25 protein-coding genes are annotated in these 25,344 nt (G+C 34.2%); 24 read left to right on the forward strand and 1 reads right to left on the reverse strand.

Going from position 1 to position 25,344, the window contains the following annotated elements:
• Window positions 1–9 precede the first annotated feature (9 nt).
• The 18 genes from WKS98_RS03650 (at window position 10) to WKS98_RS03735 (ending at window position 17,635) form a co-directional block, all read left to right on the forward strand.
• Window positions 10–1,539 carry a YifB family Mg chelatase-like AAA ATPase gene (locus WKS98_RS03650; RefSeq protein WP_498916999.1) on the forward strand — a complete coding sequence of 510 codons (1,530 nt, stop codon included), beginning with the start codon at window positions 10–12 and terminating at the stop codon, window positions 1,537–1,539.
• Window positions 1,540–1,818: 279 nt separating this feature from the next.
• The gene (locus WKS98_RS03655) at window positions 1,819–2,457 is read left to right on the forward strand and encodes a DUF4428 domain-containing protein (RefSeq protein ID WP_498917001.1); all 639 of its coding nucleotides are present in this window, start codon (window positions 1,819–1,821) and stop codon (window positions 2,455–2,457) included.
• Between the two features lie 376 nt (window positions 2,458–2,833).
• Window positions 2,834–3,457, forward strand: a complete 624-nt coding sequence (locus WKS98_RS03660) for an alpha/beta fold hydrolase (RefSeq protein WP_498917003.1) — start codon at window positions 2,834–2,836, stop codon at window positions 3,455–3,457.
• Between the two features lie 153 nt (window positions 3,458–3,610).
• On the forward strand, window positions 3,611–3,811 hold the full coding sequence (locus tag WKS98_RS03665) for a helix-turn-helix transcriptional regulator (RefSeq protein ID WP_012994121.1): 201 nt from the start codon (window positions 3,611–3,613) through the stop codon (window positions 3,809–3,811).
• The gene (locus WKS98_RS03670; protein WP_498917005.1) at window positions 3,804–4,262 is read left to right on the forward strand and encodes a hypothetical protein; all 459 of its coding nucleotides are present in this window, start codon (window positions 3,804–3,806) and stop codon (window positions 4,260–4,262) included. The genes WKS98_RS03665 and WKS98_RS03670 overlap by 8 nt, the downstream gene beginning before the upstream one ends.
• Before the next feature lie 402 nt (window positions 4,263–4,664).
• The gene (locus tag WKS98_RS03675; protein ID WP_498917006.1) at window positions 4,665–5,936 is read left to right on the forward strand and encodes an MFS transporter; all 1,272 of its coding nucleotides are present in this window, start codon (window positions 4,665–4,667) and stop codon (window positions 5,934–5,936) included.
• Window positions 5,937–5,947: 11 nt separating this feature from the next.
• On the forward strand, window positions 5,948–7,105 hold the full coding sequence (locus WKS98_RS03680; protein ID WP_498917008.1) for an ArgE/DapE family deacylase: 1,158 nt from the start codon (window positions 5,948–5,950) through the stop codon (window positions 7,103–7,105).
• A 116-nt stretch (window positions 7,106–7,221) separates the two neighbouring features.
• The gene (locus WKS98_RS03685) at window positions 7,222–8,118 is read left to right on the forward strand and encodes a diacylglycerol/lipid kinase family protein (protein WP_498917010.1); all 897 of its coding nucleotides are present in this window, start codon (window positions 7,222–7,224) and stop codon (window positions 8,116–8,118) included.
• Between the two features lie 133 nt (window positions 8,119–8,251).
• Window positions 8,252–9,436, forward strand: a complete 1,185-nt coding sequence (locus WKS98_RS03690; RefSeq protein ID WP_498917012.1) for an amidohydrolase — start codon at window positions 8,252–8,254, stop codon at window positions 9,434–9,436.
• A 9-nt stretch (window positions 9,437–9,445) separates the two neighbouring features.
• On the forward strand, window positions 9,446–10,372 hold the full coding sequence (locus WKS98_RS03695; RefSeq protein ID WP_498917014.1) for a 2-keto-3-deoxygluconate permease: 927 nt from the start codon (window positions 9,446–9,448) through the stop codon (window positions 10,370–10,372).
• Between the two features lie 97 nt (window positions 10,373–10,469).
• Window positions 10,470–11,543: a peptide-methionine (R)-S-oxide reductase MsrB gene (gene msrB, locus WKS98_RS03700; RefSeq protein ID WP_498917016.1), complete on the forward strand. Its 1,074-nt coding sequence runs from the start codon at window positions 10,470–10,472 to the stop codon at window positions 11,541–11,543.
• Between the two features lie 537 nt (window positions 11,544–12,080).
• Window positions 12,081–12,725, forward strand: a complete 645-nt coding sequence (locus tag WKS98_RS03705) for a ZinT/AdcA family metal-binding protein (RefSeq protein WP_498917018.1) — start codon at window positions 12,081–12,083, stop codon at window positions 12,723–12,725.
• Window positions 12,726–12,747: 22 nt separating this feature from the next.
• Window positions 12,748–14,043, forward strand: a complete 1,296-nt coding sequence (locus tag WKS98_RS03710; RefSeq protein WP_498917020.1) for a metal ABC transporter solute-binding protein, Zn/Mn family — start codon at window positions 12,748–12,750, stop codon at window positions 14,041–14,043.
• Window positions 14,044–14,047: 4 nt separating this feature from the next.
• Window positions 14,048–14,713, forward strand: coding sequence for a metal ABC transporter ATP-binding protein (locus tag WKS98_RS03715; RefSeq protein ID WP_498917022.1), 666 nt, complete (start codon window positions 14,048–14,050; stop codon window positions 14,711–14,713).
• Entirely contained in the window at window positions 14,707–15,546 is an 840-nt protein-coding gene (locus WKS98_RS03720) for a metal ABC transporter permease (protein WP_498917024.1), read from the forward strand. The genes WKS98_RS03715 and WKS98_RS03720 overlap by 7 nt, the downstream gene beginning before the upstream one ends.
• A 196-nt stretch (window positions 15,547–15,742) precedes the next feature.
• Window positions 15,743–16,243: a QueT transporter family protein gene (locus WKS98_RS03725; protein WP_498917027.1), complete on the forward strand. Its 501-nt coding sequence runs from the start codon at window positions 15,743–15,745 to the stop codon at window positions 16,241–16,243.
• 11 nt (window positions 16,244–16,254) lie between these two features.
• Window positions 16,255–16,944 carry a gamma-glutamyl-gamma-aminobutyrate hydrolase family protein gene (locus WKS98_RS03730; RefSeq protein WP_498917029.1) on the forward strand — a complete coding sequence of 230 codons (690 nt, stop codon included), beginning with the start codon at window positions 16,255–16,257 and terminating at the stop codon, window positions 16,942–16,944.
• On the forward strand, window positions 16,937–17,635 hold the full coding sequence (locus tag WKS98_RS03735) for a gamma-glutamyl-gamma-aminobutyrate hydrolase family protein (protein WP_498917031.1): 699 nt from the start codon (window positions 16,937–16,939) through the stop codon (window positions 17,633–17,635). Before WKS98_RS03730 ends, WKS98_RS03735 begins: the two co-directional genes overlap by 8 nt.
• Before the next feature lie 11 nt (window positions 17,636–17,646).
• Here WKS98_RS03735 and WKS98_RS03740 read toward each other — a convergent pair whose 3' ends face one another.
• Window positions 17,647–18,570, reverse strand: a complete 924-nt coding sequence (locus WKS98_RS03740) for a LysR family transcriptional regulator (protein WP_498917033.1) — start codon at window positions 18,568–18,570, stop codon at window positions 17,647–17,649.
• A gap of 63 nt (window positions 18,571–18,633) precedes the next feature.
• On the opposite strand from WKS98_RS03740, the gene WKS98_RS03745 reads away from it, so the two are divergent.
• From WKS98_RS03745 to WKS98_RS03770, 6 genes are all read left to right on the forward strand, one after another.
• On the forward strand, window positions 18,634–18,843 hold the full coding sequence (locus WKS98_RS03745; RefSeq protein WP_498917035.1) for a hypothetical protein: 210 nt from the start codon (window positions 18,634–18,636) through the stop codon (window positions 18,841–18,843).
• A 103-nt stretch (window positions 18,844–18,946) separates the two neighbouring features.
• Window positions 18,947–20,545: a hypothetical protein gene (locus WKS98_RS03750; RefSeq protein WP_498917036.1), complete on the forward strand. Its 1,599-nt coding sequence runs from the start codon at window positions 18,947–18,949 to the stop codon at window positions 20,543–20,545.
• A gap of 124 nt (window positions 20,546–20,669) precedes the next feature.
• Window positions 20,670–21,320, forward strand: coding sequence for a response regulator transcription factor (locus tag WKS98_RS03755; RefSeq protein WP_498917037.1), 651 nt, complete (start codon window positions 20,670–20,672; stop codon window positions 21,318–21,320).
• 1 nt (window position 21,321) lies between these two features.
• Window positions 21,322–22,182, forward strand: coding sequence for a sensor histidine kinase (locus tag WKS98_RS03760; RefSeq protein WP_498917038.1), 861 nt, complete (start codon window positions 21,322–21,324; stop codon window positions 22,180–22,182).
• 46 nt (window positions 22,183–22,228) lie between these two features.
• Complete coding sequence (locus WKS98_RS03765) at window positions 22,229–22,909, forward strand: ABC transporter ATP-binding protein (protein WP_498917040.1); 681 nt, start codon at window positions 22,229–22,231, stop codon at window positions 22,907–22,909.
• A complete protein-coding gene (locus WKS98_RS03770) occupies window positions 22,902–25,337 on the forward strand; it encodes an ABC transporter permease (protein ID WP_498917042.1) in 2,436 nt (811 codons plus the stop codon). The genes WKS98_RS03765 and WKS98_RS03770 overlap by 8 nt, the downstream gene beginning before the upstream one ends.
• Window positions 25,338–25,344: the final 7 nt, after the last annotated feature.

The raw sequence follows: 25,344 nt of genomic DNA on the forward strand, positions 1-25,344 counted from the left end.
GGAGTTATTATGTATTCAAAGATATACACCTGTTTTCTTGAAGGTTTACAAGGATATAAAGTAGAAGTTGAAGCAGATATTGCAAGAGGACTTCAAGCGTTTAATATAGTTGGGCTGGCAGATGTATCAATAAAAGAAGCAAAAGAGAGAGTCCGTTCAGCAATAACAAACTCCGGATTTAAATTTCCCGTTGGAAGGATCACCATAAATCTGGCACCGGCAAACTTAAAAAAGGAAGGTTCACAGCTAGATATTTCAATTGCAATATCAATCCTTACAGCCTATGGAACTATAATTAAAGAGCCAAAGAACAACATTGCATTTATAGGCGAGCTTGCCTTAGACGGAAGATTAATGTCAGTGGATGGAGCACTTCCCATGGCAATATCACTAAAGGAAATGGGCTTTGAAAAAATCATAGTACCTGTTGACAACAAAGAAGAGTGTTCATTAGTAAAAGGCGTTGACATAATACCAGTGGATAATCTTACAAACCTTGTGGACTATCTAAACGAAAATATAGACATAGAACCATTTAACGAAGATGTGTTTAGCGACTTTGAAGAAGAAGTAGAATACGACATAGACTTTTCAGAGATAAAAGGACAAAAAAACTTAAAGAGAGCCATGGAAATTGCAGCAGCAGGAGAACATAACCTGCTTATGATAGGACCACCAGGGGCAGGAAAGACAATGGCGGCAATGAGACTACCTACCATCCTACCACCACTGGACTTTGAAGAGTCCATGGAATGCACAAAAATATATTCAGTTAGCGGCGAGCTAAAAGAAAATAGACTTGTAAAGAAAAGACCATTTAGAGCGCCACATCACACCAGCTCATCGGTGTCAATTATAGGTGGAGGACGAATTCCAAAACCGGGAGAGATTTCCCTGGCCCATAATGGAGCGCTTTTTCTTGACGAGCTTCCAGAATTTCCAAAATCAACCATAGAAGTTTTGAGACAACCACTGGAAGAAAAGACTATAACTATTTCCCGTGCAAACGCAACTCTTACTTACCCTGCAAACTTCCTATTTATCGCAGGGGCAAATCCATGTCCATGTGGATATTACGGAAGTGAAGAACACGAGTGTACATGTAGTGCGTCACAAATACAGAGATACCTTGGAAAGATATCCAGACCAATCCTTGATAGAATCGACATACATGTGGATGTTAAGCCAGTAAAGCTAAAGGACTTAAGGGATAAAACACCGGAAGAGCCATCTAAAGAGATTAGAAAAAGAGTTGTTAAGGCGAGAAATATTCAGCGAGAGCGTTTCAAAGGGGAAAAGACCAAGACCAATGGTCAAATGAACAATAGACTTATAAAAAAATATGTTAAACTTGACGACAACTTAAACGAGCTATTGGAAGCGGCGTACCAAAAATATAAGTTTTCAGCAAGAAGTATCAATAAAATTCTTAAACTTTGCAGAACCATTGCAGACCTTGAAGAAAGCGAAGAGATAAAAGAAAAGCATTTGCTGGAGGCAATACGCTTTAGAACAGTTGATACAAAGTATTGGGGATAAAATAATAATTGTTCAAATATCTAGTAAAGATTGTTTTTTTTAAAGCAAAAGAATATAAAAAGACCTTGAAAACTTTCAGGGTCTTTTGTTGTGCACCTAATAAAAAGGTTTTCAAACAAAAAGATTGAAAAAGTTTTAAAATGTAGTATAATATAGACAAACAAGTGGGCTAACATGATTAGATACCTAATAAAAAGGTTTTCCGAAAAAAGTTGAAGAAGTTTAAAGTAGTATAAACAAAGTCAACAAATTTAAATAATCTAAAGGAAGGAGACAATTATGGGATTATTCGGAAAAAAGGGAAAAAAATCATGTCCTATATGCGGCAATGAATTGAAATTACTTAGCGGTCTAGTAGTTGAAGATGGACAAATTTGTAGTGATTGTGAGAAAAAGCTTCGCGGTCAATTTAATATTACAGAATATTGGAAGAAAGGATGGGGCACTACGGGCTTCGATAGAGCAGATTATGTTTTAAAAACAAAAGACCCTCTTAAGGCTATGACAATAGCCGAAATTGAAGATATGATGCATTCAATGAAAGAAGAGCAAGCAAAGATTATCGAAGAAGTAGGTTCCGATTACGCTAATGTTGCAAAAGTAGATAAGTGCTTTTCCATTGCACCAAAGGCGTTGGATGTGGGGCTAAAACGAGCTAAAGCTTTTAAGAACAAAATCGTGGCTACATCTCAGATTATTACTGGTGAATTTGCCAAAGATGACACAGTTACAGTTACTACAGACGGCAAAGACATTACAACAACTATTCTCGATGTTATTGAATGCAGTAACAGTTCAACATTTGAGACAATGCTTGCATCCAATTTGCACAAACATAATGCGGAAGCGGGAACCAGCGCATGGATTCTATTGGATCTTTCAGAAGGCGTTGGTGAAGGAAGTCTAATTCAAAAGTAGAACAATTAATTTTTTAACAGAAAAAACTTTTTAAACGAAAGCACTTTTTAATAAAAGGTGATAGGATCTTTCGTGATTTGATTAATAGAGAAAGAAAAAACTGTTGGAGTATGAACATACCTCAACAGTTTTTTGTTTGAAAAATTCAAAATATAGAATATAAGACTTTTCTTCCATATAATGAATATATATGTTACACTACAATACAACGCAAAATGTGTGAGAGATTTTGAAAAGACGAATATGAAATTTAAAATGAAATTGATTTTAAAAAGGGTATTAATAAACCAATTTCAAAGATATAGCTATGGGGGATTACTAAAAGAACATATCAATGGTTAGGCTTAATAAAGCCTGAAAATTGTTAAATTTAATTATGAAGAATATTTTAATTCATGGGTTGGGTCAAGATAATAAAAGTTGGGATAAAGTAAAAGAGTATTTAAGAGTATACAATTATAATGTTATTTGTCCTAATCTATTTGATCTTTTAAAAAATGATAGTTATGAATACAATAACCTTTACGGTGCTATTGAAGAACAAATAAATAATTATAATGATAAGGTAAATTTGTGTGGTCTTTCTTTAGGTGGAATAGTTGCTTTAGATTATGCAAAAAATCATCCTAAGAAAGTAAATTCTTTAATTTTAATAGGAGTACCGTATAAAATACCTAAATTACTTTTTAGCATACAAACTTTTGTTTTTAAACCTATGCCACAATCTAATTTTTTAAAATTAGGTCTAAAAAAATATGAATTTATAAATCTGCTTAAATCATTGAAGGATTTAAAGATAAACGGTGAGTTAGAACGGGTAAATTGCAGAACCTTGTTACTTTGTGGAAAAGAAGATAAGCTCAATATTAAGAGTAGCAAGCTTTTTAATGAGAAGATTAAAAATAGTAAATTTGGAATAATAAAAAATTCTGGACATGAAATAAATATTGATAATCCTAAAGACTTAGGATATATAATATCAGAGTTTTGGACTGATTAAATAGAATAATGGAAGGTACCCAAGGCGATAGAAAAATTAAAAACTCTATCGTCTTTTTGTTTAAGAAATTAAAAAAAAGCAAAGCGTGCTTGATAAAAAAGCAAAGCAAGCTATACTTTATATGTAAAGCAAGCTTGCTATTGGAGGGGGAAAATGAAAAATACGATTTCTCAATTAAGAAAACAGCATAAAATAACTCAAGAAGAATTGGCAAATGAAGTTGGAGTAACAAGACAGACCATAACTTCCATTGAAACTGGAAAATATATAGCGTCACTGCCGTTGGCTTTTAAAATTGCTAAGTTTTTTGATATGAGTATTGAAGAAATATTTAGTATAGAGGAGGATGATTAATATTAACAAATTAGAAAATTATAAAAAAGAGATAGGATTTAGGATTAGTATTTTAGTCTTATTATGCATAGTTGCCTTACTGGCAGTTATTATTGGAAATTTTTATTTAAAATATAAATTTCCATTAAAAGAAGATGTGACAGATTATGTAGTAGGATTTTTTACTGGAATTGAACTAGTATCTGTATTCTATATGTCAATGCTTGTTAGAGCATATAGAAATAGAGATATATTGGAAAAGATGTATACTAAAGAAACAGATGAAAGAGTGATATTAATAAAGATGAAGTCAGGAGCAAATATAATACCTATATTTTCAATGGTTATTGTAATTGTTTCTTTAATTGTAGCATATGTAAGTTATGAAGCCTTTTTAGCATTAATGATAGTTGCATTTGTACAAATAATATTTTCTAAAATATTAAAAATATATTGGTCAAAAAAGATTTAAAAACATCATAGTAAAGGCATCAGACGATGGAAATTAAAAACTCTATCGTCTTTTTCTATACCAAAAATTAGGAGGTTAAAATGGTAAGGTTAAGAAGTACCACTCAAACAATATAATATAAGACATTTAGCGATTGAATTATAAGTTCAGTCGCTTTTTTAATTGAAATTTATAGATAAAGGAGAAGGAACTATTAGATAGATAAAAGATAAGTATTAACGCGAATTTAAGTTAATAAAGTTTTTACTTGAAGAGCCTTTTAGTCTTGAAGAATATAATAATATTCATAAGGACGAGATTTAAAATTAAATGGCCTCTATGGGCTATTTTTTTTAAACAATGTAATCTCAAACATTTTGTACTATAATATACTAAAGGATTGATTTGTATTAGGGGGTTATTGTGGAAGATAGATTAAATAAAAAGAGCGGTTTTCATTACGCCTGGGTAATTTTAGTGGTAACTACGCTCACTTTGGGAGTGTATGTGCCGGTGGTAAATTCCTTATCCAATAGTTGGCAAATTGCTGTTACTAATGACTTAGGCTTTTCAAGGACTGCATTTTCCTTTACGGGAACCATAACTCAGGCGGTGGGAATTTTCCTTGGGCCTGTAATTTCTGTTATGTTAACTAAATATAATTTTAAACGCATTTGGACAGCGGCGGCAATTACTTTTGCTCTAGCTGTGTTTGGATATTCCATGGCTCAAAATAAATATCATTTTTATATTTTAGGTTTTGTAGTTGGTGCGTCTTATATAACCACTGCGCAAATTCCTATGATGATGCTTATCAACAACTGGTTCCAAGAGAAGAAGGGCCTTGCAACTTCCGTTGCAGTATCAGGTATATCTGCGGGAGGTGCACTCCTAAGTCCTCTTATAAATATGCTTATTGAAAACATGGGCTGGAGAATGTCCTATAGGGTATATGCCCTTATTATTCTTACTTTGGCAATTGTCTTTGGATTCTTTTTAATTTATTTAAAGCCAGAGGACAAGGGACTTAAGCCATATGGATATAGGGGAGAGGACGAGTCTGTAAGTAGTTTAGTGGACTCTAACAAGTCTTTAAATGTGGGACTTTCTATTGGAGCGTCACTATCATGTAGCTTTTTTATATTCCTCTTACTTGGAACTGTTATGAATGGTCTTTCAAATGGAGCGTCACTTCAGTTTCCGCCGGCACTTCAAGAAGCTGTGGGCTTTCAAGTGGCAGGAACTGTAATTTCAATTTATCTATTGATTGGCGTTGGAGGTAAACTTTTACTTGGTAGAATCGCCGACAAGTATGGAATTAATCATGCAATTATTTTTGGTGCTAGCACTTTGGCCCTTAGTTTTGTTTCCATGCTTCTTGTTGATAAACCCTTTGGACCTTGGCTAGTTGCCATTGTGTTTGGATTTGGCCTTGCACTAGGTTCGGTACTACCACCTCTTGTAACTTCTTCAATTTATGGACGTAAGATGTATGGAGAAGCCTACGGATTTGTACAGTCAAGCACTCAAGTCGGCGCGGCTTTTGGACCACTTCTAGTTTCCTTTATTTTTGATTCATCAGGAAGCTACAGGTTTGCATGGCTAATCAATATTGGTTTTGCAATTTTAACGGGACTACTATGGCTTCTTGCTCATAAAACTGCAAAGCCATATGAAGGCAAGAGTGAAAAATAGAGGAGGATTTCATGGAAAAATATATTCCTATTTTAAGGGACTTAATACAATTTGAATCGGTAAATGATGGAGAGGACGAGGTTGCAAAGTATATTGCAAATCTCTTTGAAGGCTATGACAATGCGGAAACGGAAATAATTCCTTCATACCCTGATCGCTCCAATGTTATCGTTAAGCTAAAGGGAAGTGAAAAGGGCAAAGTCTTTGCAATCTCTGGACATCTTGACGTTGTTGCAGCGGGAGAAGGATGGACCTATCCACCATTTGAAGGTGTGGTTGAAGACGGCAAGATGTATGGCAGAGGCACAGCCGATATGAAGGCGGGAGTTGCAGCTGGAATATACACTCTCCTTGATCTTATTGAAGAGAAACGAGATTTTGCTGGAGAGATTTGGTTTATTGGAACCGTCGGCGAAGAGATGGGAATGCAGGGAGCGCTGGACCTTGTGGAAGGTGGATACCTAAAGGATGTAGATGCAATTATAACACCAGAACCTACAAAGCGTGATGGAGAAAACCAAGGCATTTTTGCATCGAAGGGGTCGATTATGTATGCGGTTCACGCGGAAGGAAAGGCAGCCCATTCATCAATGCCAGAAATTGGTGTAAATGCAATTACGGCCATTGCAGACTTTATACAAAAGGTGCAAAAAAAGTTTGATGAAGTTACAGCTAACAAAGATTTTCAAAATAAAGAACTGGGCTCTACACTAAATGTGTTTTCAATTATGGAAGGTGGAATTCAAATTAACTCCGTGCCGGACAAGGCCTTTGTTAAGGGAAATATTCGTACGGTGCCTGAGTTTGGATCAGAAAAGTCCATTGGAATTTTGGAAAAGGCAATTGAAGAAAATAATAGTGACGAAGGCCGTGCAAAGTTAAGTCTTGAACTAATTCAAGTGCTAGACCCGGCTGAGGCTTCTAAAGATAATGACTTAATTCGTGCATTAATTGAATCGGCTCCGGATAAAAATGTACAAATAAGACCACTAATTGGAACCTGTGAACTGTCACGATTCATTCATATTTCAGATAATGTACAACTTTTGGTGTATGGCCCGGGACTAACAAAGCAGGCTCATGTGGTGGACGAGTATATTGAGCTAGATGAATATGTGGATACAATTCGTATTTTCAAAGACACGGCAATTAAATTTTTAAAGATGTAAAAGGCGGCTTAGGTCGCTTTTTTTATGCTTTTTTAAAGGCATTGCTGGGTATCTATTAATAAAAGATTTAATTGTACCAAAATTATCTTTATATTATAATATGGCAAGGTGATTAAATGAAATACTTATTTTTAATGAGTAAGAAGGCGGGAAGTGGTTCCTTTACGGAGCTTGAAAAAAGTATTATTTCTTCTTACGATGAAAATAATTTAGAATATAAAATTATCAAGACGGAGTATAAGGACCACGCCAAGGACGTTGTTAGGGACTATAAAGATGAAGAAGAACTAATTTTTTATGTTTGCTCTGGAGATGGCACTTTAAACGAAGTGGTTAATGAGATGAAAAAAGTTAATGCAAAATTTACCGTAGGGCTTATTCCTTCGGGAACTGCCAATGACTTTTCAAAAAATTTTGATTATAAAAATTTTAAAATAGAAGACACTATCAACCCAAAAGTTGAAAACATCGACCTAATTAAAGTTAACGACAGGTACTCTGTAAATGTTTTGAGTTTTGGTTATGATACTGTAATTTTAGAAACCGCCTATGACCTTTTAAAGAAAAATCCAAAGCTTGGACAAGGGGCCTACCCAAGGGCGATTTTAAAAAATATTTTCAAGATACCTAAGTACAAATTAAAATGTTTTTTTAAAAATGGGGAAGAATCTTCTAAGCTTACGGGATATTTTATTCTTGGTGCCATTTGTAATGGCGGCTACTATGGTGGTGGTTTTAATCCGTCGCCAAATGCAGATGTAAGGGATGGATTGCTTGAAATTTGCTTGGCCAAGGAAATGAATTTATTAAAACTAATTCCCCTTATTTTCAAATATAAAAAAGGACAACATCTTTCCAGTGATTTAATCCGTTTACAAAGTTTAACAAGTGGAAGGATAGACTTTGAAGAAGTTATTGTGGTCAATGCGGATGGAGAAATTTTTGAAACCGACCATTTGGATTTCAAGGTGAAACCTAAGTCATTAAAATTTGCCAATGTATGTTATAAATAATGTCTTACTGCCAAAATGGTATAAGGCATTTAATTATAAAAAAAGTGATAACGTTTTAAATAAAGTTGAAATAGGCTTATTTAATTTTTGAATATGGGGTATAATTAAGCAAAATAACTTCAAGGAGGGATTTATGAATTACGAAAGATTGTTTTCTTTGCTTGATGAAAGAAAAGAGACTATGATTGAAGACAGAAGGTGGCTTCATATGCATCCAGAACTGTCTTTTCAAGAAACTGAAACTGCAAAATATATTTATGAAAAATATAAAGATGAAGATGGTGTAAAGATAGAAAAAAACATTGGTGGAAATGGTGTTAAAGTAACCATCGACACTAAGAAACCAGGAAAGACCATTGCCATTAGGGCAGACTTTGATGCACTACCTGTTGAAGAAGACACTGGACTTCCTTATGCATCTAAGAACAAGGGTGTAATGCATGCATGTGGACATGATGCACACACTGCTTACATGTTAAACCTTGCAGATACACTTATTGAAATGAAAGACGAACTTTGTGGAAAAATTGTTATAATTCACCAACCAGGGGAAGAAATGCCACCAGGAGGTGCACTTGCTATGATAGAAGACGGAGTACTTGACGGTGTGGATAATGTTTTTGGTTGCCACGTTATGAGTCAAATGGAGTTTGGAAAAGTTTTCTACCACAAGGGAGCAACCCAACAGGCCAGAGCAAAGTTTGTGGCTAAGGTTCAAGGTAGAGGTGGACATGGTTCATCTCCACACGAAGCAAATGACGCCATTGTTATTGCAAGTCAACTAGTAGTAAACCTTCAAACAATTGTTTCAAGAAGACTTAATCCAATGAGACCTGGTGTTATAACAATTGGATCCTTTGATGGAAAGGGAGACTTCAACATAATTAAAGACTCTGTAACACTAGAGGGAGACGTAAGATGTATGTCCAACGAAGACAGAGAGATGATTGAAAGAGAAGTTAAAGCTATGTGCAAGGGTATGGAAGAAGCCTATAGCTGTAAGATAGATCTTGATTACAAAAACGACTACCCTGTGCTTATGAACGATGACGAAATGACTCAACTTGTAGTTGACGCCGTTAGTGAAGCAAATATCCCAATTGTAACAGGTGTTGAGGACTGTGGACCACTTAGTCCATCAGAGGACTTTTCATACTACTCACAAAAACTTCCAAGCTGTTTCTTCTACATTGGTGCAATGCCTAAGGGAGAAGCTTACCCACATCATCATCCAAAGTTTGACATAGATGAAGATTCTATGATGATTGCTGCTAAATCAATGGGAGCAGTTGTATTAAAATATCTTGGGGATTGCTAGGAGGTCATTATGAAATTAATGAGAAAAATACCTGGAGGTACAATGCTTGTGCCAATGTTTATATCGGCACTTATTAACACTATCTACCCATCACTGTTTCACATCGGTGGTGTAACAGAAGCTTTTATTGCAGGTAGAGCCTTAAACTTCGTTTTAGGTGCTGCAATATTTATCTCTGGTTGTATTTTAAAATTATCAACAATAAAGCATGTTTTAAAGAGATATTTGGGACTATTTGCATTTAGAACAGCCCTTTGTGCAGCCTTTGGCGTATTATTCTATAGGCTGTTTGGCCTTGAAGGTGTACTTGGAATCAGCTTAATTGCATTTATTGCATCTACAACTTCCATGAACCCTTCAATATTTCTTGCGGTTATGGAAGACTTTGGAGACGAAGTTGACACTTCAGCCTTTGGACTTATATCACTACTTTCAACACCAGTAATACCGCTACTTATATTTGGTCTTACACAACCAACTAAGATAGATATTCTTCCAATAGTATCTATAGTAGTACCACTTATTTTAGGTGTTATCGTTGGGAACTTAGACCATGACTTAGGTAGCTTTATGGCATCAGGAATGCCATTTACAATATTTATGCTAGGCTGGTGTGTAGGTGCAAGAATTGATTTACTTGAAGCATTTAGAGCAGGCTTTGCAGGAATCGTAATGGTAGTACTTTATTATGCGCTAACAGTTTTACCAGTACTACTATTTGAAAAGAAGATACAAAAGGGAAGTGGAATTTCCACCTTTGGAATTTCCACCATGGCTGGACTTTCAGCATCAGTTCCACTTACAATTGCAGAAACTAATCCAGAAATTGCAAAGTTTGCACCAAGAGCTGCGGCTATAGTTACCATGGGTGTTGTTATAACATCAATAGTTTCACCATACTTTGCAAAAAAAGCGGCGACAAAAGCTAAAAACTAATATATAGACCTGTCCAGATGGATGGGTCTTTTTATATTTTTTTGTTTAAAATCTTATCATTTTGGTATAAATTTACTATAACCTTAGAGGTGATAAGATGAATAGACATAAAGTTTTTATAATTTTGACGATAGTTTTAGTTATTGTTGGAGTTAAGTTTTATAAAAACAACTCCAACATAAATTCAAATAAGAGAAATACAGAAGGGACTGATATAGATATGAGTAATGTAAAAAATAAAAATGAAATTTACTTGGCCGGTGGCTGCTTTTGGGGAGTGGAAGGCTACTTTAAAAAGGTTCCAGGCGTTCTTGACACTTCCGTTGGATATGCAAATGGAAAAACCAAAGACACCACCTACAGAGAAGTAAAGGAAACCGACCACAGTGAAGCTGTTAAAATAATTTATGATGAAGACAGGGTTTCGCTACAAGAATTGTTAGAACATTATTTTAGAATAATTGATCCCACATCTGTAAACAAACAGGGAAATGACAGAGGAAGGCAATATAGAACTGGAATTTACTATACAAATCGAAACGATAAGCTTGTCATTGATGAAATTATAAGGCAAAAGCAAGAGCTTTTCGATGAAAAGATTGCAGTTGAAGTTGAACCACTAAACAATTTTGTCCTAGGAGAAGACTATCATCAAGACTATTTAGATAAAAATCCAGGAGGCTATTGCCATATTAATCTTGCACTGGCAGATGAACCGCTTGATACAAAGGGAAAAGTAATTGAGAAAGACCAAAGTGAATTAAAGAAAAAACTTACGGAAGAAGAGTACCGAGTAACTCAAGAAGATAAAACGGAAAGAGCCTTTACTTCTGAATATGACGACTTTTACGAAGAGGGAATTTATGTGGATGTAGTAAGTGGAGAGCCACTATTTTCTTCAAAGGACAAATATGATGCAGGCTGTGGATGGCCTTCATTTACAAAGCCAATCGACTCAAATATAAATTACAAAAGCGACAACTCTTTTAACATGAGCAGAGTTGAAGTTAGAAGTAAAAGCGGCGACTCACATCTTGGCCATGTGTTTAATGACGGTCCAAAGGACAAAGGCGGCGCAAGGTATTGTATAAATGGTGCGTCGCTTAGATTTATTCCGCTAAGCAAGATGGAAGAAGAGGGCTACGGCGACTATATTGATAAAGTAAAATGATTAATAAGGAGACGAAAGTCTTCTTTTTTTGTGGTAATTTTTTTATTTTTTATTTCTAATTGATAATGGGGTGTGAAAATTTTTTGAATTTTAATCGAAACTTGCTGCTTCAAAAAGTAAAAAACAAAGTTTGAATTTTAAAACTATTTTTATTATGAAAAATATTTTTGAATTATCTAAAAAGATTAGTCAAGAGAAGTTAACAAGAAACAAATAGCTAAATATAAAGCTTTACAACATGTTTAAGTGAAATAAAAATAATAATCTACATTTAAATGATAAGCGTTATCAAAATGGCTTGATTTCAATGTTTAAGCAAGGTTAACAAAAATATTATAAAAAAAATTTGCATTAAACAATAAATGGTGCTACAATTGTCGTTGAAATGATAATCAATATCACCCCAAATCCGATTGTCATTAAAAATCCTTGCCATTTGTAGCTAATGGATTTTACATATTAAAATTCATAAAGTAACTAACTTACCCCCTATAAGTTTGGTGCTATAAATGGCGAGGACAAATTTAGGAGAAAAAAATGAAAAATAGTTTTAAAATTCTTTTGGCATTTGCCATAGTTGGAATGTTTGCTTTTACAGGTTGTGAAAAGAGTGGAGACAAAGACAGCACCACTGCAGGTAATGTAACAACAGAAGAAAGCGCAGGACATGATCATGACCTCGATCATGATGATGAAGAGGGAGAAGTTTCTCTTTCTGACTGGGATGGCGAATGGAATAGTATAGCTACTTATGCTGATGATGAAAAAGTTCAAGGAGCATACAAGGAAGTAGCTGAAAGAGATAAGATTACTGAAGAAGAAGCAAAGCAAAACTTTGCAGAACATGTTAAGGTTGACTTTGGCGCAGTTAAGATTGGAGATGGAAAGATCACTTTCTATGACGCTCCAAATGGAAAAGAAATTGACAGTTCAAACTTTGAGTATGTTGACAAACATCCAATGGAACATGGTGGAAAGACTTACTACTGGTATGAATTCAAGTCAGATGGAAAGTATGAACATATTTTATTAATGCCTGTTCATGGTGAAGAGACCATGCCTCACTTCCACTTAAGAACAGGAAGCGACGTTGAAAGTATGTTAAGCATGGATGACTGGTATCCTACTTTCGTTAGTCCAGCAGTAACTCTTGACCAAGTTTATGAGGAGATAGCTGAATAAAAATTTTAGTTAAGGAGGTAGTATGAAAAAGAAAATAATTTCATTGTTTTTAATTTTACTGAGCCTTCTTACCTTTACTGGCTGTAAGACAAGTGGAAAGGATAAAGAAAAACCAATAGTCTACACTTCTTTTTATCCTGTATACAGCCTTGCAAAAGAGGTTTTTGGAGATACGGTGGATCTTAGAATCTTTATGCCACTAAGTCAAGATCCACATCTCTGGGAGCCATCTCCAAAAAAGATGAAAGAGCTTTCACAGGCGGACCTTTTAATTATTAATGGCGCAAACCTTGAAAAGTGGGCGGACAAAATACCACAGCTCTTACCAGATCTTGAAATATTAAATTTGGCGGGAGGAGTCAATCTTATTTCCTATAAGGGTGCCGCTGCCATAGGAGACTTTCAATATTTGGCAAAAGCTGACCTGACCAAGCAAGAGTATAAAATAGAATTTGGTCACACCCATGAAAAGAGCCTTAGGATGGCCTTTGTACCCTATGATGAAAATTTTTCGGAAAAGGAAATGATTAAAATAGGACGAAAGATTATGGAGTCAGAGGGCGAAGTGGTAGCTCAAGAGGATGTTATTAAGGTGGAAAAAAATAAGGTCTATGCCCTTGAGATGGGCCATGAGTCGGGAGAGATTTTCTTTAAACTTCCCAATGCGGGCAAGTGGTTAATCTACACCGACAGAGTTTCATCAGACATGTTGTCCTATGAGTTTTTTGACTCAAAGGAACAAAAGTTGACCTTTGAAACATTAAGAGATAAATCTACAACCTCTGAGGACAAGATAACTTACGATCCTCACACTTGGATGAGCATTAGAAATGCAAAGCGATTTGTAAATGATATGGAATATGTGGCAAGTAAAAAATTTCCAAAGTATCAAAAGGTATATAGAAAAAATGCATCCAAGTTAGTGCAAGAATTAACTACCTTAGATTATAAATATAGAGAACTTTTCGATAATGTGGAAAGAAAAGAGTTTATTGTAAGCCACTATGCATTTGCATATTTGGCAAAAGACTTCTCCCTAGCTCAGTATCCTCTACAAAGTTTAACCAGTATGGAAGCGCCAAGCATAAAAAAAATAGTAAGGGTAATAAACGAATCTAAAAACAAAGGCATTAAAACTATATTTTATGAATATGGAATGCCAACAAATGGTGCTGACATAATAGCGGAGGAGATAGGCGCAGATCTTAAGGGCCTAATATCCATGGAATATTTAAATAGGGATATGGAGAAAGTTGGAGACAGGTATATAGATTTTATGGAGTACAACTTGAAATCCATATATGAGTCTTTGAGGTGAGAAGATGAAAGCAATAGAAGTTAAAAATTTAGATTTTAGCTATGGCGAAAATAAAGTTTTAAATGACATTAACTTTACTGCTAATGTGGGAGATGTAATTGTTATCACAGGAGAAAACGGCTGTGGAAAGTCCACCCTTATAAAGGTGATGACTGGAGAGAACACTCCCGACAGAGGAGAAGTTAATATTTTAGAAGAACCCATAGATAATAAAATTATAAAAAAAATAGGATATGTACCCCAAAGTCAAGGAGATAACTTTATAGCATTTCCCCTGACATCAAAGGAGCTTGTAGTATTACAGGCCTATGATGAGTTTGGATTTATAAAGATACCAAGCAGAAAGCTTTATAAAAAGGTGGAGGAAATATTAAAGACTCTCGGACTTGAGGAATATATAAACACTCCCGTTTCAGAACTATCGGGAGGACTTAGACAGAGAGTGATGATTGCAAGAGCACTTATGAACGAGCCATCTATTTTGATTTTCGACGAGCCAACTGCTGGTGTTGACGAAGATTCAAAAAAATATTTGGCGGAAATTCTAAAGAAGCTCAACGACAAACATAATAGCACAATTATCCTTGTAACCCACGAATTAAGTTGGATTAAGGACAATATAAACACTCCTTATATATATAAAATAAGTCAAGGAGGGATATCATGTTAGCCTTTAAATTTATGCAGCGTACGTTGATTGTTTCAATGATGATATCAATAATGATACCTTTAATTGGGATTGTACTTGTAAATAGAAAGACTTCAATGATTGGAGATGCGCTATCCCACGTTTCCTTGGCGGGAGTTGCCGCTGGACTAATACTAAGCATCAATCCACTTATCGGAGGAGTAATAGCATGTATTATAGGTGCCTTTGGAATAGAAGGCATCAGAAAAAAGTTTCCGCACTATGGAGACATGGCAACAGGAATGATAACGGCTGTTGGACTTGGTATTGCGGCGGTGCTTTCCGACTTTGCGCCGGGAGGTAATAGCTTCGAAGCCTATTTATTTGGAAGTATCGTGTCCATATCAAAGATGGACCTAATACTTATTTCAATAACATTTTTATTGGTGGTGACTATGTCCATAATATTTTACGGTGGTTTATTAAACATCTGTATTAGTCCAAACCTTGCAAGGCTTGCAGGAGTGAATACAAAATTCATAAACGGACTCTTTACTTTTCTAGCCTCCATCACCGTAGCATTGTCATCAAAAGTAATAGGAGCTTTGATGGTTACTTCATTAATAGTGCTTCCAGTAGCAAACGCATTAATGGTTAGTAAAAGTTATAAAGAAACCTATATCTACACCATACTATTCGGAATGCTTCATACAATGTCGGGAGTTTTATTCTCCTACTACTTTGACGTAAAACCCGGAGGAGCCATAGTGGTGTTTGCAGGACTGGGACTTTCTATAACATTTATTATTACAAAATTAAGAGAAAGAGCATTAAAGAAAACGGAAGTAATATTAAGAGAACAACCTGAGAATTAATATAACCCTCATCCCAATGGATGGGGGTTATTGCTATAGTAAAAATATTATGTTATTCTAGACTATGAAGTGTTTACTTGGCACCCACTTAAAAAATCAAGATGTGATGGATATCTGTCTCGTCTTTTGGCGAGACTTTTTTATTTTAGATATCCTTGGTGTCATAAAACATAAATATTTTTTAAGGAGATGTTTTATGAACAAAAAATTTAATCAAAAATTCTTAGTTAGACAGGGAATCGTTGCGGCGCTTTATGCAGTGCTAACACTGGCATTCCCAAACCTTGCCTATGGACCATTACAGTTTAGGGCATCAGAAGCAATGACTCTGCTTGCATTCTTTAACCCAGAGTACATTTGGGGACTTACTCTTGGATGCTTTCTTGCAAATATCTTCAGTCCATATATACTGGATATAATTGTAGGAACATTTGCATCCTTCATTGCAGTTTACTTTATGAGTAAGTGCAAGAATATTTTTGTGGCGTCTATTATACCGGCCATAGCAAATATTTTAATCGGAGTACAAATCTATTTTGTAACAAAGGGAGAGGCGGCGTTCTTTTTAACAACAGGACAAATAATGCTTTCTGAGATAATTATTGTTACAATAATAGGAGTACCACTATTTAAACTACTTACAAAAAATAAAGAGTTCGTAAATATTCTAGACCTAGATAAGAGAGGACTCGTTTAAAGGAGAACAAAATGAAATGTATAGGAACCATCGGTAGATATTTCAATGGACCACTTTATAAATCTTCATATATAAAAGAAAGTTCACTAAACTTGGCGAAGAAATCTGATATTGTACTTTTTTCACTGCCAATAACGAAAGATGAAGCTATAATAGATGAATTACTTTTAAAACTTGACGGGATTTTTATTAGTGGAGATGAAGAAGTAAATCCATTTTTATTTGGACAAGATCCTATAGACAATAGAGGAAAGTTTGACCTATTACAAGATGATGTAGAACTTATCTACATTGAAAGGGCAATAAAAAATAATATTCCACTACTTGTTACAGGAAGGGGAGCGCTTTTATTAAATATCTACTTTGGTGGAAACCTATACCGAGATTTAGAAAAAGAATTAGGCACAGAAGTGTATCACAAAGGTGAAGAAGGAAGTACATTTCACTTTGTGGAATTAGAAAAATCATTTTTAAAAGATGTCTTTAAAGAAGAAAAAATCGTAGTGCCATCAAACCACAGACAGGGCATAAAAGTCCTGGGAAGTGGAATGAAAGTTACGGGAAGATCTTTAGATGGACTTGCAGAAGTTATAGAGCCTGATGGTAACGAAAAACTCCTAGGACTACAATTTAACTTGGAAGATATGGAAATGGCAGTCAAGATATTAAAAGAGTTTTTTAAAGGAGGCCATTATGAGTAAGATAATAGGAATACCTCTTTGGACACATTCAGATGTGGTCAGGCGACAAGAAACAAATAATAGTTTTGTGGAAAAACTAATATCGTTAAATGCCATTCCATTAATGTATCCTCAACAACCAGACGACAGGTCGGTGAATGAGTTTATAAATCGAATAGACGGACTTATCCTTACGGGAGGGGCGGATGTGTCCACAGTATTATATAAAGAAGAGATGTCTAATGCCCTACAAGAGACCCAGTACCATAGGGACCTTGTTGAAATGAAAATACTAAAAAAAGCAGTGGAAAAACAAATCCCAATCTTTGGAGTGTGTAGAGGACTACAGCTAATAAATGTATTCTTTGGAGGAACCCTTTATCAAGATATCTACTCACAGTTTGATAATCCGTTCCTACATTCAGATAAAAACGACAAGGGATATGAATACCATCATATGATTGAAACGGTGGAAGGAAGTATTTTAAGACGTGTCCTTGGAGAAAGGGATTATGTAAACTCCATTCACCACCAGGCCATTAAAGACCTGGGACAGGGACTAAAAGTTACTGCGAGAGCATCAGACAAGATGATTGAAGGCATAGAACATGAAAGCCTTCCAATATTTGCAACACAGTTTCATCCCGAACTTGATAAGTACAATGACAAGTATATAGATATATTTAAAGCATTTTTAGAAATGATAAAGTAGCCGATTGACGGCTACTTTTTTATTGACTCATTATGCTTTTTTGCATAGTCTTTTAAAATTTCATAAAATTTCTCGCCTATGCTTGAAAGTGTTACGTCCTCATGGACAATTGTACCAATAATAATCTCTTCATCTGCAGAAACGGGGATTGAAATAATATCCTGATCATGCAGGTACTCTGGGAAGATACCTGAAGAAAAGGTGTAGGCGTTTAGCCCCATCATAAAGTTTACCACGGCGGCTCTGTCTGACACATTTATGGATCTTTCCACTGGAAGGTTGCTAAAGACTTCTTCGCTATAGTAAAAGGCGTTATACATTCCCTGGTTAAATGAAATCTTTGGGTATTCCCTTAAGTCTTCTAGGTCAATTAATTCTTCCTTTGCCAGTGGATGTTCTTTATATACGAACACATGGGGTTTTGCCCTAACAAGTTCTTCAAAGATTAAGTTGTTTTCTGAAAGAATTTTTCTAATAACTGCCTCGTTGTACTTTGAAAGGTACAGTATTCCAATTTCCGAGTAAAGTGTCTTTACATTTTCGATAACTTCGTATGTAGTTGTTTCGCTAAGTGTAAAGTTGTAGTCATCTTCTTCATATTCCTTTACCAACTCCACAAAGGCATGGGATACGAAGGGATAATGTTGTGACGATGCACAAAAGGATTTAATCTGTTTTGTCTTCTTAATATATTTTTCTTCCAAAAGGTCTGCTTGGGTTATAACCTGTCTTGCATAGCCTAAAAACTCCATCCCCTTGTGGGACAGAGTCACTCCTCTATTTGTCCTTATAAAGACTGTAAAGCCCAGTTCTTCCTCTAGCTCTTTGATTGAGTTTGAAAGACTCGGCTGTGATACATATAAATATTTTGCAGCTTCATTAATTGAACCCTTTTCTGCTACAATAATAATATAGCGTAATTGTTGTAATGTCATTTTATTCTCCTTTGTAAATATCATACCACAATTTAGGGGTATAATATAAGCAGGGGGATGATCATGGTTGATAATAAAATTTTAAGATTCTTCAAAGTAATATTACTGGTGCTGATTGCTTCATACATTATTTATCAAGTGTATGGGCTATATAGCAAATCATTTAAAAGTGTGTTTATTCATGTGCTTTTAATTGTTTTCTTGCTTTATGTTTTTTACATGATAATTGTAGGACTATATAGGTATATTAAAGATAATAAAATAAAAAAATAAGACGGTTGCCCGTCTTATTCAAAGGAAGTTGTTATGAAAAAAGTCATCTCTCAATTATTATAGTAGTACAACTTGCTTAAAAATTTCTTAAAAGGAGAAAAGAATGGAAAAAGAGAAAAACAAAAAGAAGACGAATAGGCTTCCCATAGCCATTGGTCTTGGAGTGGTGTTTGCACTAATTTATTTTTATGTGGTGCTTCCACCGATAAACCTATACTCTGCAGAGTTTTATGTGTCACTTACAATTGTTGTGGCAGTGACATCAATACTGGTGGTGCTGTTACATACTAGAACATTTAAAAATTTCTTGCAGACGGGAAAAGTATTTATTGGAATATTAGTTCTTGCATGGGGAGTTTTTATTTGCATGAACATAATATCCCTTCCAATATTTCACGCAAAGGCCTATTCAAACCTGCTTGGTATTAAGGAAGGCGTGTTTAAAGAAGATGTAACTCAAGTGGACTTTAATAGAATTCCAGTGGTAGACAGGGACACTGCAGCAAAACTTGGTTCAAGAAAGATGGGAGAGATGGGAGAACTTGTTTCACAGTACAATATCGACTCCTCCTATAGCCAGGTTACAGTTGACGGAAAGCCAGTTAGAAACACGCCGCTTGTGTATTCCGATTTAATAAAGTGGTTTCAAAATAAGAAAAGTGGAATACCATACTTCATCTCAGTTGATATGACAGAACAAGATGTTAAGATGGTTAAACCGGAAACGCCAATTAAATATTCCTTCTCAGACAAGTTTGGAAGAAATATTCACAGACTAATAAGATTTAAATATCCAACTGCGATTATTGACGAAATAAACTTCGAAGTGGACGACAACAACAAACCATATTGGGTTGCATCAACAGTAAAGCCAACCATTGGACTTGCTGGAGGCTTTGACTCAAATTCAGTTATAGTAGTTGACGCTTCAACGGGAGAAGCCAATAGATATGATGTGGGAAATGTACCAGAGTGGGTGGACAGAGTGTACTCTGCAAACCTAATTATGAGACAGCTGAAATGGAACGGTGCATTAAAGAGAGGTTTCATCAACCAATATATTGGACAAAAGGGAGTTAACCAACCAACAGACGGATACAACTACCTTTCAATAGATAACGACATCTATATGTACACAGGAATCACATCCGTATTACAAGACGAATCAAACATAGGCTTTGCACTTATTAATTTAAGAACAAAGGAAGCAAAGTTCTATCCAGTATCATCAGCAGACGAAAAGTCCGCAATGGAATCGGCGGAAGGTGCAGTACAGGAAAAGGGATATAAGGCCACATTCCCAATTCTTATAAACCTATACAACAGACCGACCTACTTCCTTTCATTAAAGGACAACGCAGGACTAATTAAGACCTTTGCATTTATAGATGCACAGAACTACCAAACCGTAGCGACTGGAGCAACGGTACAACAAGCCCTTAACGCATACGACAGCACTTCAATCTCAAAAGAGACACCGACAGAAGAGCTTGACGAAAAGACCATTACAATTTCAGAAATAATTCCAGTAACAATAGATGGAAATACAAATTACTTTATTAGAAATAAAGGAGATGACGTGGTCTATGTTGCACCAATTTCAGCAAGTAACAAATTACCGTTCATGAAAGAGGGCGACGTGATTAAGATAAAGGGAGAAGACTTGGGAAAACAGTTTAATATAGCAAATATTGAAGAATAATTTATGAAAGAAGGCAGAGATGTCTTCTTTTTAAGTACATTAAATTTAATCAGACGATGTTTATTATTTTAAACAACAAATGATATACTGAAGTTGAAACTTTAAACTTAACTAGGAGAACAAATTGAAAAAAATTTTAATCATAGAGGACAATAAAGAAATTGCAATGCAGATAAAAAGATTTCTTTTAAAAAATCAATATGAAGTTGATCTTGCGAATTCATATTTTGATGCCCTTAATAAAATTAATATTAAGTATGATGCTTGTTTGTTGGATATTAATTTGCCAGACAGAGACGGACATCATTTAATAGATGAACTTAAAAACAAAGATATTCGAATCATAATTACTACAGTTAAAAGCGATGAGAACTTTATTATAGATTCTCTCGATAATGGGGCAGATGATTATTTAATTAAACCATTTTCACTTGCCATATTGCGGGCAAGAATTGATGCGGTTTTAAGGACAATACCCCTAAGTCAATACAAAATAATTACTTACAAGGATATAAAAATAGATTTAAATCAGTCAAAAGTTTATTTTAAATCTAAACTTATAGAATTAACTCCACTTGAATACGAAATGTTATTATTATTTATCAAAAATCCTCACCGAGTTTATACAAGAGGCCAGCTGTTAGAAATGTTTTGGGAAGATAGGGATAAGTTCGTAAATGATAATACTCTCACATCAACTATTAAGAGAATCAGAGAAAAGCTTGATAGAGAAGTTATCGCTACTGTTAGAGGAATTGGTTATAGGATGGATTGAGATGCTATATGTATTTTGGATAATAAGTCTGGGACTTCTTTATTATTTTTTAGAAAAAAGAAAGAAAAATAGAATAAATGAACTTATAGATCTGATAGAAAATATGAAAAATCAAAATTATAAAATTCCTATGAAGCAAGATGATTTTTCGATTTTGGAAGATAGGATATATAAACTCTTTATAGAATTGGTTGAAGAGAGGGAAAGGACTGAAAATAATTCTAAAAGTCAGATAGAGTATTTGGAAGACATTGCGCATCAAATAAAGACACCGATTACCAGTATGCTTTTTTCTATTGAGAACATGGAATCTGAGGGTTATCAAAGTGAAGAGGTTACAGTTTTAAAAAGACAAATTTTAAGATTAAACTCTCTTTCCGATATACTACTAAAACTTTCGAATTTAGATGCAAATAAAAATATGATGAAAAAAGAGTCTGTGAACTTGAATGAAGTTTTGATGTATGCACTTGATACTCTAAATATAGAAAGCAGTATTGATGTAGTAGTGGATGACAGTTTAAAAGAAAAATATATTGAAGGAGATTTTTACTGGATCTGTGAAGCTATAATAAATATTTTGAAAAATGCATCAAATAGACCAACTTGTGACAAGATTATTATAAATTCATATAAAAACCCTCTCTACACTTCGATTACAATTGAAGATAATGGAGGAGGAATAGAAAAAGAAAATATGAAAAAAATATTTAAACGCTTTTATAAAACTCCAGACTCAAATGGTTTTGGAATTGGTCTTGCTATGGCGAAGACAATTGTCGAAAAAAACAACGGAGAAATTTCTGTTTCAAATATTGATGCTGGAGCAAGATTTGAAATTAAATTTTACAATGTCACCTAAAAATCACTTTACTTTTATATACTTACCTTAAATTAGGGAGGAAAGTATGGAAATTTTAAAAGTAGAAAATTTAAGAAAAGAATATGGCGAAGGGAATAATAAAGTTATTGCCCTTGATGGAATTAATCTTGAAATTGAAAGAGGTGACCTGGTTGCAATAGTTGGACCAAGCGGATCTGGAAAGTCAACACTTTTACATATCATTGGAGGAGTTGATAACCCAAATGATGGAAAAGTTTATATAGATGGTAATGACATTTCAAATTATTCTTCAAAGGAATTAGCGTATTTCAGAAGGCGAAAGGTTGGATTAATCTATCAGTTCTATAACTTAATTCCAAATTTAACCGTTAGGCATAATATAGAACTTCCGCTTAAATTGGATAAAAAGAAAATTGAGACAGAATTATTTGATGACATTGTAAAAAAACTAGGTATTGAGGACAAATTAGACTCTTTTCCAAGTGAACTATCGGGAGGACAACAACAGAGAGTTGCCATTGCAAGGAGTTTGATTTATAGACCTTCAATTATTCTTGCAGATGAGCCAACGGGAAATTTGGATAGAAAAAACTCTAAGGAGATAATTGAAATTTTCAAATACTTTAACAGAACCTTAAAGCAAACCATCATACTTATAACTCATGACGAAGAAATAGCTTTACAAACAAAACGTATTATTACAATAGTCGATGGAAAAATTGTAGGAGATGAAAGAAATGAATAAGAAGAATTTTCCTATCTTTATTTCCTTATTTATTGTAAGTCTGTTTTTCACTGTAATTTTTTATTACGGATATAGAAGTATGAGGGCTAACTATGGTTATTACATGGCTTCAAGCTTTTATCATGGGGAGATTAAAGAAGAACTTTCAAATGAAGATGTTGAAAAGTTAAAGTCCGTTGAAGATATAGATTTGGTCGGAAAAATGTCTCTTAAACCTGACAATGGAAAGCTTGCTAACGATTTAGTCGTTATCAACTACCAAGACGAAGCAATCAATAAGATGAGGGAGTATTCAAGACTTATTGATGGTAGATTTGCTACAAAGGAAGACGAAATTGTACTATCTGAAAGCCTCGTAGAGAAAAATAAACTTAAAATAGGCGACAAGGTAGAACTTGATTTAGGCAAAAGGTTTTTAGATGGCGAAGAGATAGGTCCCACAAGTGCAAATACTGACAGGGAAAAATTTGAGATTAAAGGCTCCAAAAACTTTACTTTAGTCGGTGTTTATGGAGATGTCTACAACAAGTACAGTAAACTAAGTTTTGCTCTAGGTCTACAAGATAAAATGCCTACATTTAGAACATTTATAAAGTTTAATTCTTTCGAAGAAGCTTACAAAAATAGAGATAAGATACAAAATGAAATAAATAAGATACTTGGTAAAGATGTTCATTTAGAATTTTCTGAAGGTCTTATAAACTATTATGGAGTGGAAAACGAACCCTTACAAAATATAATGAGCCAGGCTGTTCTTGTTCTATCAGTTCTTGGATGTATAGTGCTCTTTGTGTTTTTTATAAAAAACATCTTTTGGGTTTGGGGGCTTAGGAAGATTAGAGAGCTTTCCATTTACAAGTCTATAGGATCTACCAATGGACAAGTTTTTCTGTTACTTCTAAAGGAAGGACTTATTACAACTGCAATTCCAATACTCTTAGGACATATTGCAGGATTTTTCTTTATATATTGTTTGTATAAAAACATAACAATAGGCGAAGGAGTAAGTGCCTTTGAAGTTATAAAATTTAATCCATTATTAAGTTTAGCAATACTTTTGGTCTCTTTTACAATTGTGGCAATAGCTATTAAATCCCCTGCGAAAAAGATTTCTAAAATAAATATTATAGACGGCATAAGAGGAAATATAGATTTTTCAAAATCAAAGAAGAAAAGAGCCAAAGATTTTTGGAAGGAATTAAAACTCAACAACTTGGCATCAATAAAATCACAACGATATATTTCTGCAATAGGGATAATTATAATTTCGGTTTTTATAATCATCATAGGCATCTCAACATACTACAGAGATTTTTCGCATTACGATGCTGGCTATAATTTTTCTGTGGACTATTTTAGTGAAAAGAATCAAGTCCCAAAAATATTAAAAGAAATTGTAGATAAAATTCCTAACGAGAAGTCTTATATTTCAAAAGATAAATATGTTCGAGTGAAAAACACTAACGAATTCTCAAAGGAAGCAAAGGCGGCAGGTTTAGACGAGGAAGCGAAAAAGAATATAGAAAAATATAAGAAAGAGGGTATGGATGGATTTATCATCGCCTTGGAAGAAAAAGACTTAAAAGAACTTGGAGGAAAGAAGGGTGAATTTGTCCTATACAATACAATTCAAGAAGATTCTTCTATTCCAATAGCTAAGGCAAAGAGAATTCCATATTTTGAAAATCCGCAGAGTTTAGATATTGTCTATGCAAATGATTATAATAAGACAATTGAAATTTCAAATACTATAACAGATTTGGAAAAATATAAGTCGAGAACAATGCCTTTTGATGTAAAAATTTATACAGATTTTGACACTTATTTTAAACTTATGGAAGAAGCAGGTGATGAGAAATATACAAACTATGCCTATACTTTAAACATGAAGGTAAAAGATTCTGATACCAAAGATGTAAAAGAATATGTAGAGGCCATGATTAGAAGTAAAATCTCACCAGAAGATCGCTTTAATATCACAACAGGTGAAGAAATCGAAAAAAATAAATATAAGGACGTGAAAAATTTAATAAAAATTGTAATAGGAATTGCATCAATCATCTTTGTACTAAATATCACCAATGGTTACTTATCCATTAATTTAAGTCTAATGAGCAGAAAAAAAGAAATCGGGAGTCTTTACTCTTGTGGAATGGATGTAGATGAGTTAAAGAACATATATCAAAAGGAATTTATTGGAGAACAGGTAAAATCCTTTATAATTTCTATTATGGTGAGCTTAGGAGTTATGTTTGTAATATCATTAATCGCTTCTGATTTAAGAATGAGTACTTTAATAAAATATTATGACTACAAAAGCTTTCTAGGATTTTCATTAGTCGTCTATGGTATTAACTTAATCATCTATCATTTATCCTTGAAGAGGATATTAGACAGACCGACTATTGATTTGATAAGGACAATTTAGAATAAGT

This window comes from Lagierella sp. ICN-221743, from assembly GCF_037890055.1.
In the GTDB taxonomy this organism is placed as follows: domain Bacteria; phylum Bacillota; class Clostridia; order Tissierellales; family Peptoniphilaceae; genus Mediannikoviicoccus.

Bases quoted from the DNA above. Each gene is read 5' to 3' on its own strand.
- WKS98_RS03650 (WP_498916999.1), top strand. From the start codon at position 10: ATGTATTCAAAGATATACACCTGTTTTCTTGAAGGTTTACAAGGATAT.
- WKS98_RS03655 (WP_498917001.1), top strand. From the start codon at position 1,819: ATGGGATTATTCGGAAAAAAGGGAAAAAAATCATGTCCTATATGCGGC.
- WKS98_RS03660 (WP_498917003.1), top strand. From the start codon at position 2,834: ATGAAGAATATTTTAATTCATGGGTTGGGTCAAGATAATAAAAGTTGG.
- WKS98_RS03665 (WP_012994121.1), top strand. From the start codon at position 3,611: ATGAAAAATACGATTTCTCAATTAAGAAAACAGCATAAAATAACTCAA.
- WKS98_RS03670 (WP_498917005.1), top strand. From the start codon at position 3,804: ATGATTAATATTAACAAATTAGAAAATTATAAAAAAGAGATAGGATTT.
- WKS98_RS03680 (WP_498917008.1), top strand. From the start codon at position 5,948: ATGGAAAAATATATTCCTATTTTAAGGGACTTAATACAATTTGAATCG.
- WKS98_RS03685 (WP_498917010.1), top strand. From the start codon at position 7,222: ATGAAATACTTATTTTTAATGAGTAAGAAGGCGGGAAGTGGTTCCTTT.
- WKS98_RS03690 (WP_498917012.1), top strand. From the start codon at position 8,252: ATGAATTACGAAAGATTGTTTTCTTTGCTTGATGAAAGAAAAGAGACT.
- WKS98_RS03695 (WP_498917014.1), top strand. From the start codon at position 9,446: ATGAAATTAATGAGAAAAATACCTGGAGGTACAATGCTTGTGCCAATG.
- msrB (WP_498917016.1), top strand. From the start codon at position 10,470: ATGAATAGACATAAAGTTTTTATAATTTTGACGATAGTTTTAGTTATT.
- WKS98_RS03705 (WP_498917018.1), top strand. From the start codon at position 12,081: ATGAAAAATAGTTTTAAAATTCTTTTGGCATTTGCCATAGTTGGAATG.
- WKS98_RS03710 (WP_498917020.1), top strand. From the start codon at position 12,748: ATGAAAAAGAAAATAATTTCATTGTTTTTAATTTTACTGAGCCTTCTT.
- WKS98_RS03715 (WP_498917022.1), top strand. From the start codon at position 14,048: ATGAAAGCAATAGAAGTTAAAAATTTAGATTTTAGCTATGGCGAAAAT.
- WKS98_RS03720 (WP_498917024.1), top strand. From the start codon at position 14,707: ATGTTAGCCTTTAAATTTATGCAGCGTACGTTGATTGTTTCAATGATG.
- WKS98_RS03725 (WP_498917027.1), top strand. From the start codon at position 15,743: ATGAACAAAAAATTTAATCAAAAATTCTTAGTTAGACAGGGAATCGTT.
- WKS98_RS03730 (WP_498917029.1), top strand. From the start codon at position 16,255: ATGAAATGTATAGGAACCATCGGTAGATATTTCAATGGACCACTTTAT.
- WKS98_RS03735 (WP_498917031.1), top strand. From the start codon at position 16,937: ATGAGTAAGATAATAGGAATACCTCTTTGGACACATTCAGATGTGGTC.
- WKS98_RS03740 (WP_498917033.1), bottom strand. From the start codon at position 18,570: ATGACATTACAACAATTACGCTATATTATTATTGTAGCAGAAAAGGGT.
- WKS98_RS03745 (WP_498917035.1), top strand. From the start codon at position 18,634: ATGGTTGATAATAAAATTTTAAGATTCTTCAAAGTAATATTACTGGTG.
- WKS98_RS03750 (WP_498917036.1), top strand. From the start codon at position 18,947: ATGGAAAAAGAGAAAAACAAAAAGAAGACGAATAGGCTTCCCATAGCC.
- WKS98_RS03760 (WP_498917038.1), top strand. From the start codon at position 21,322: ATGCTATATGTATTTTGGATAATAAGTCTGGGACTTCTTTATTATTTT.
- WKS98_RS03765 (WP_498917040.1), top strand. From the start codon at position 22,229: ATGGAAATTTTAAAAGTAGAAAATTTAAGAAAAGAATATGGCGAAGGG.
- WKS98_RS03770 (WP_498917042.1), top strand. From the start codon at position 22,902: ATGAATAAGAAGAATTTTCCTATCTTTATTTCCTTATTTATTGTAAGT.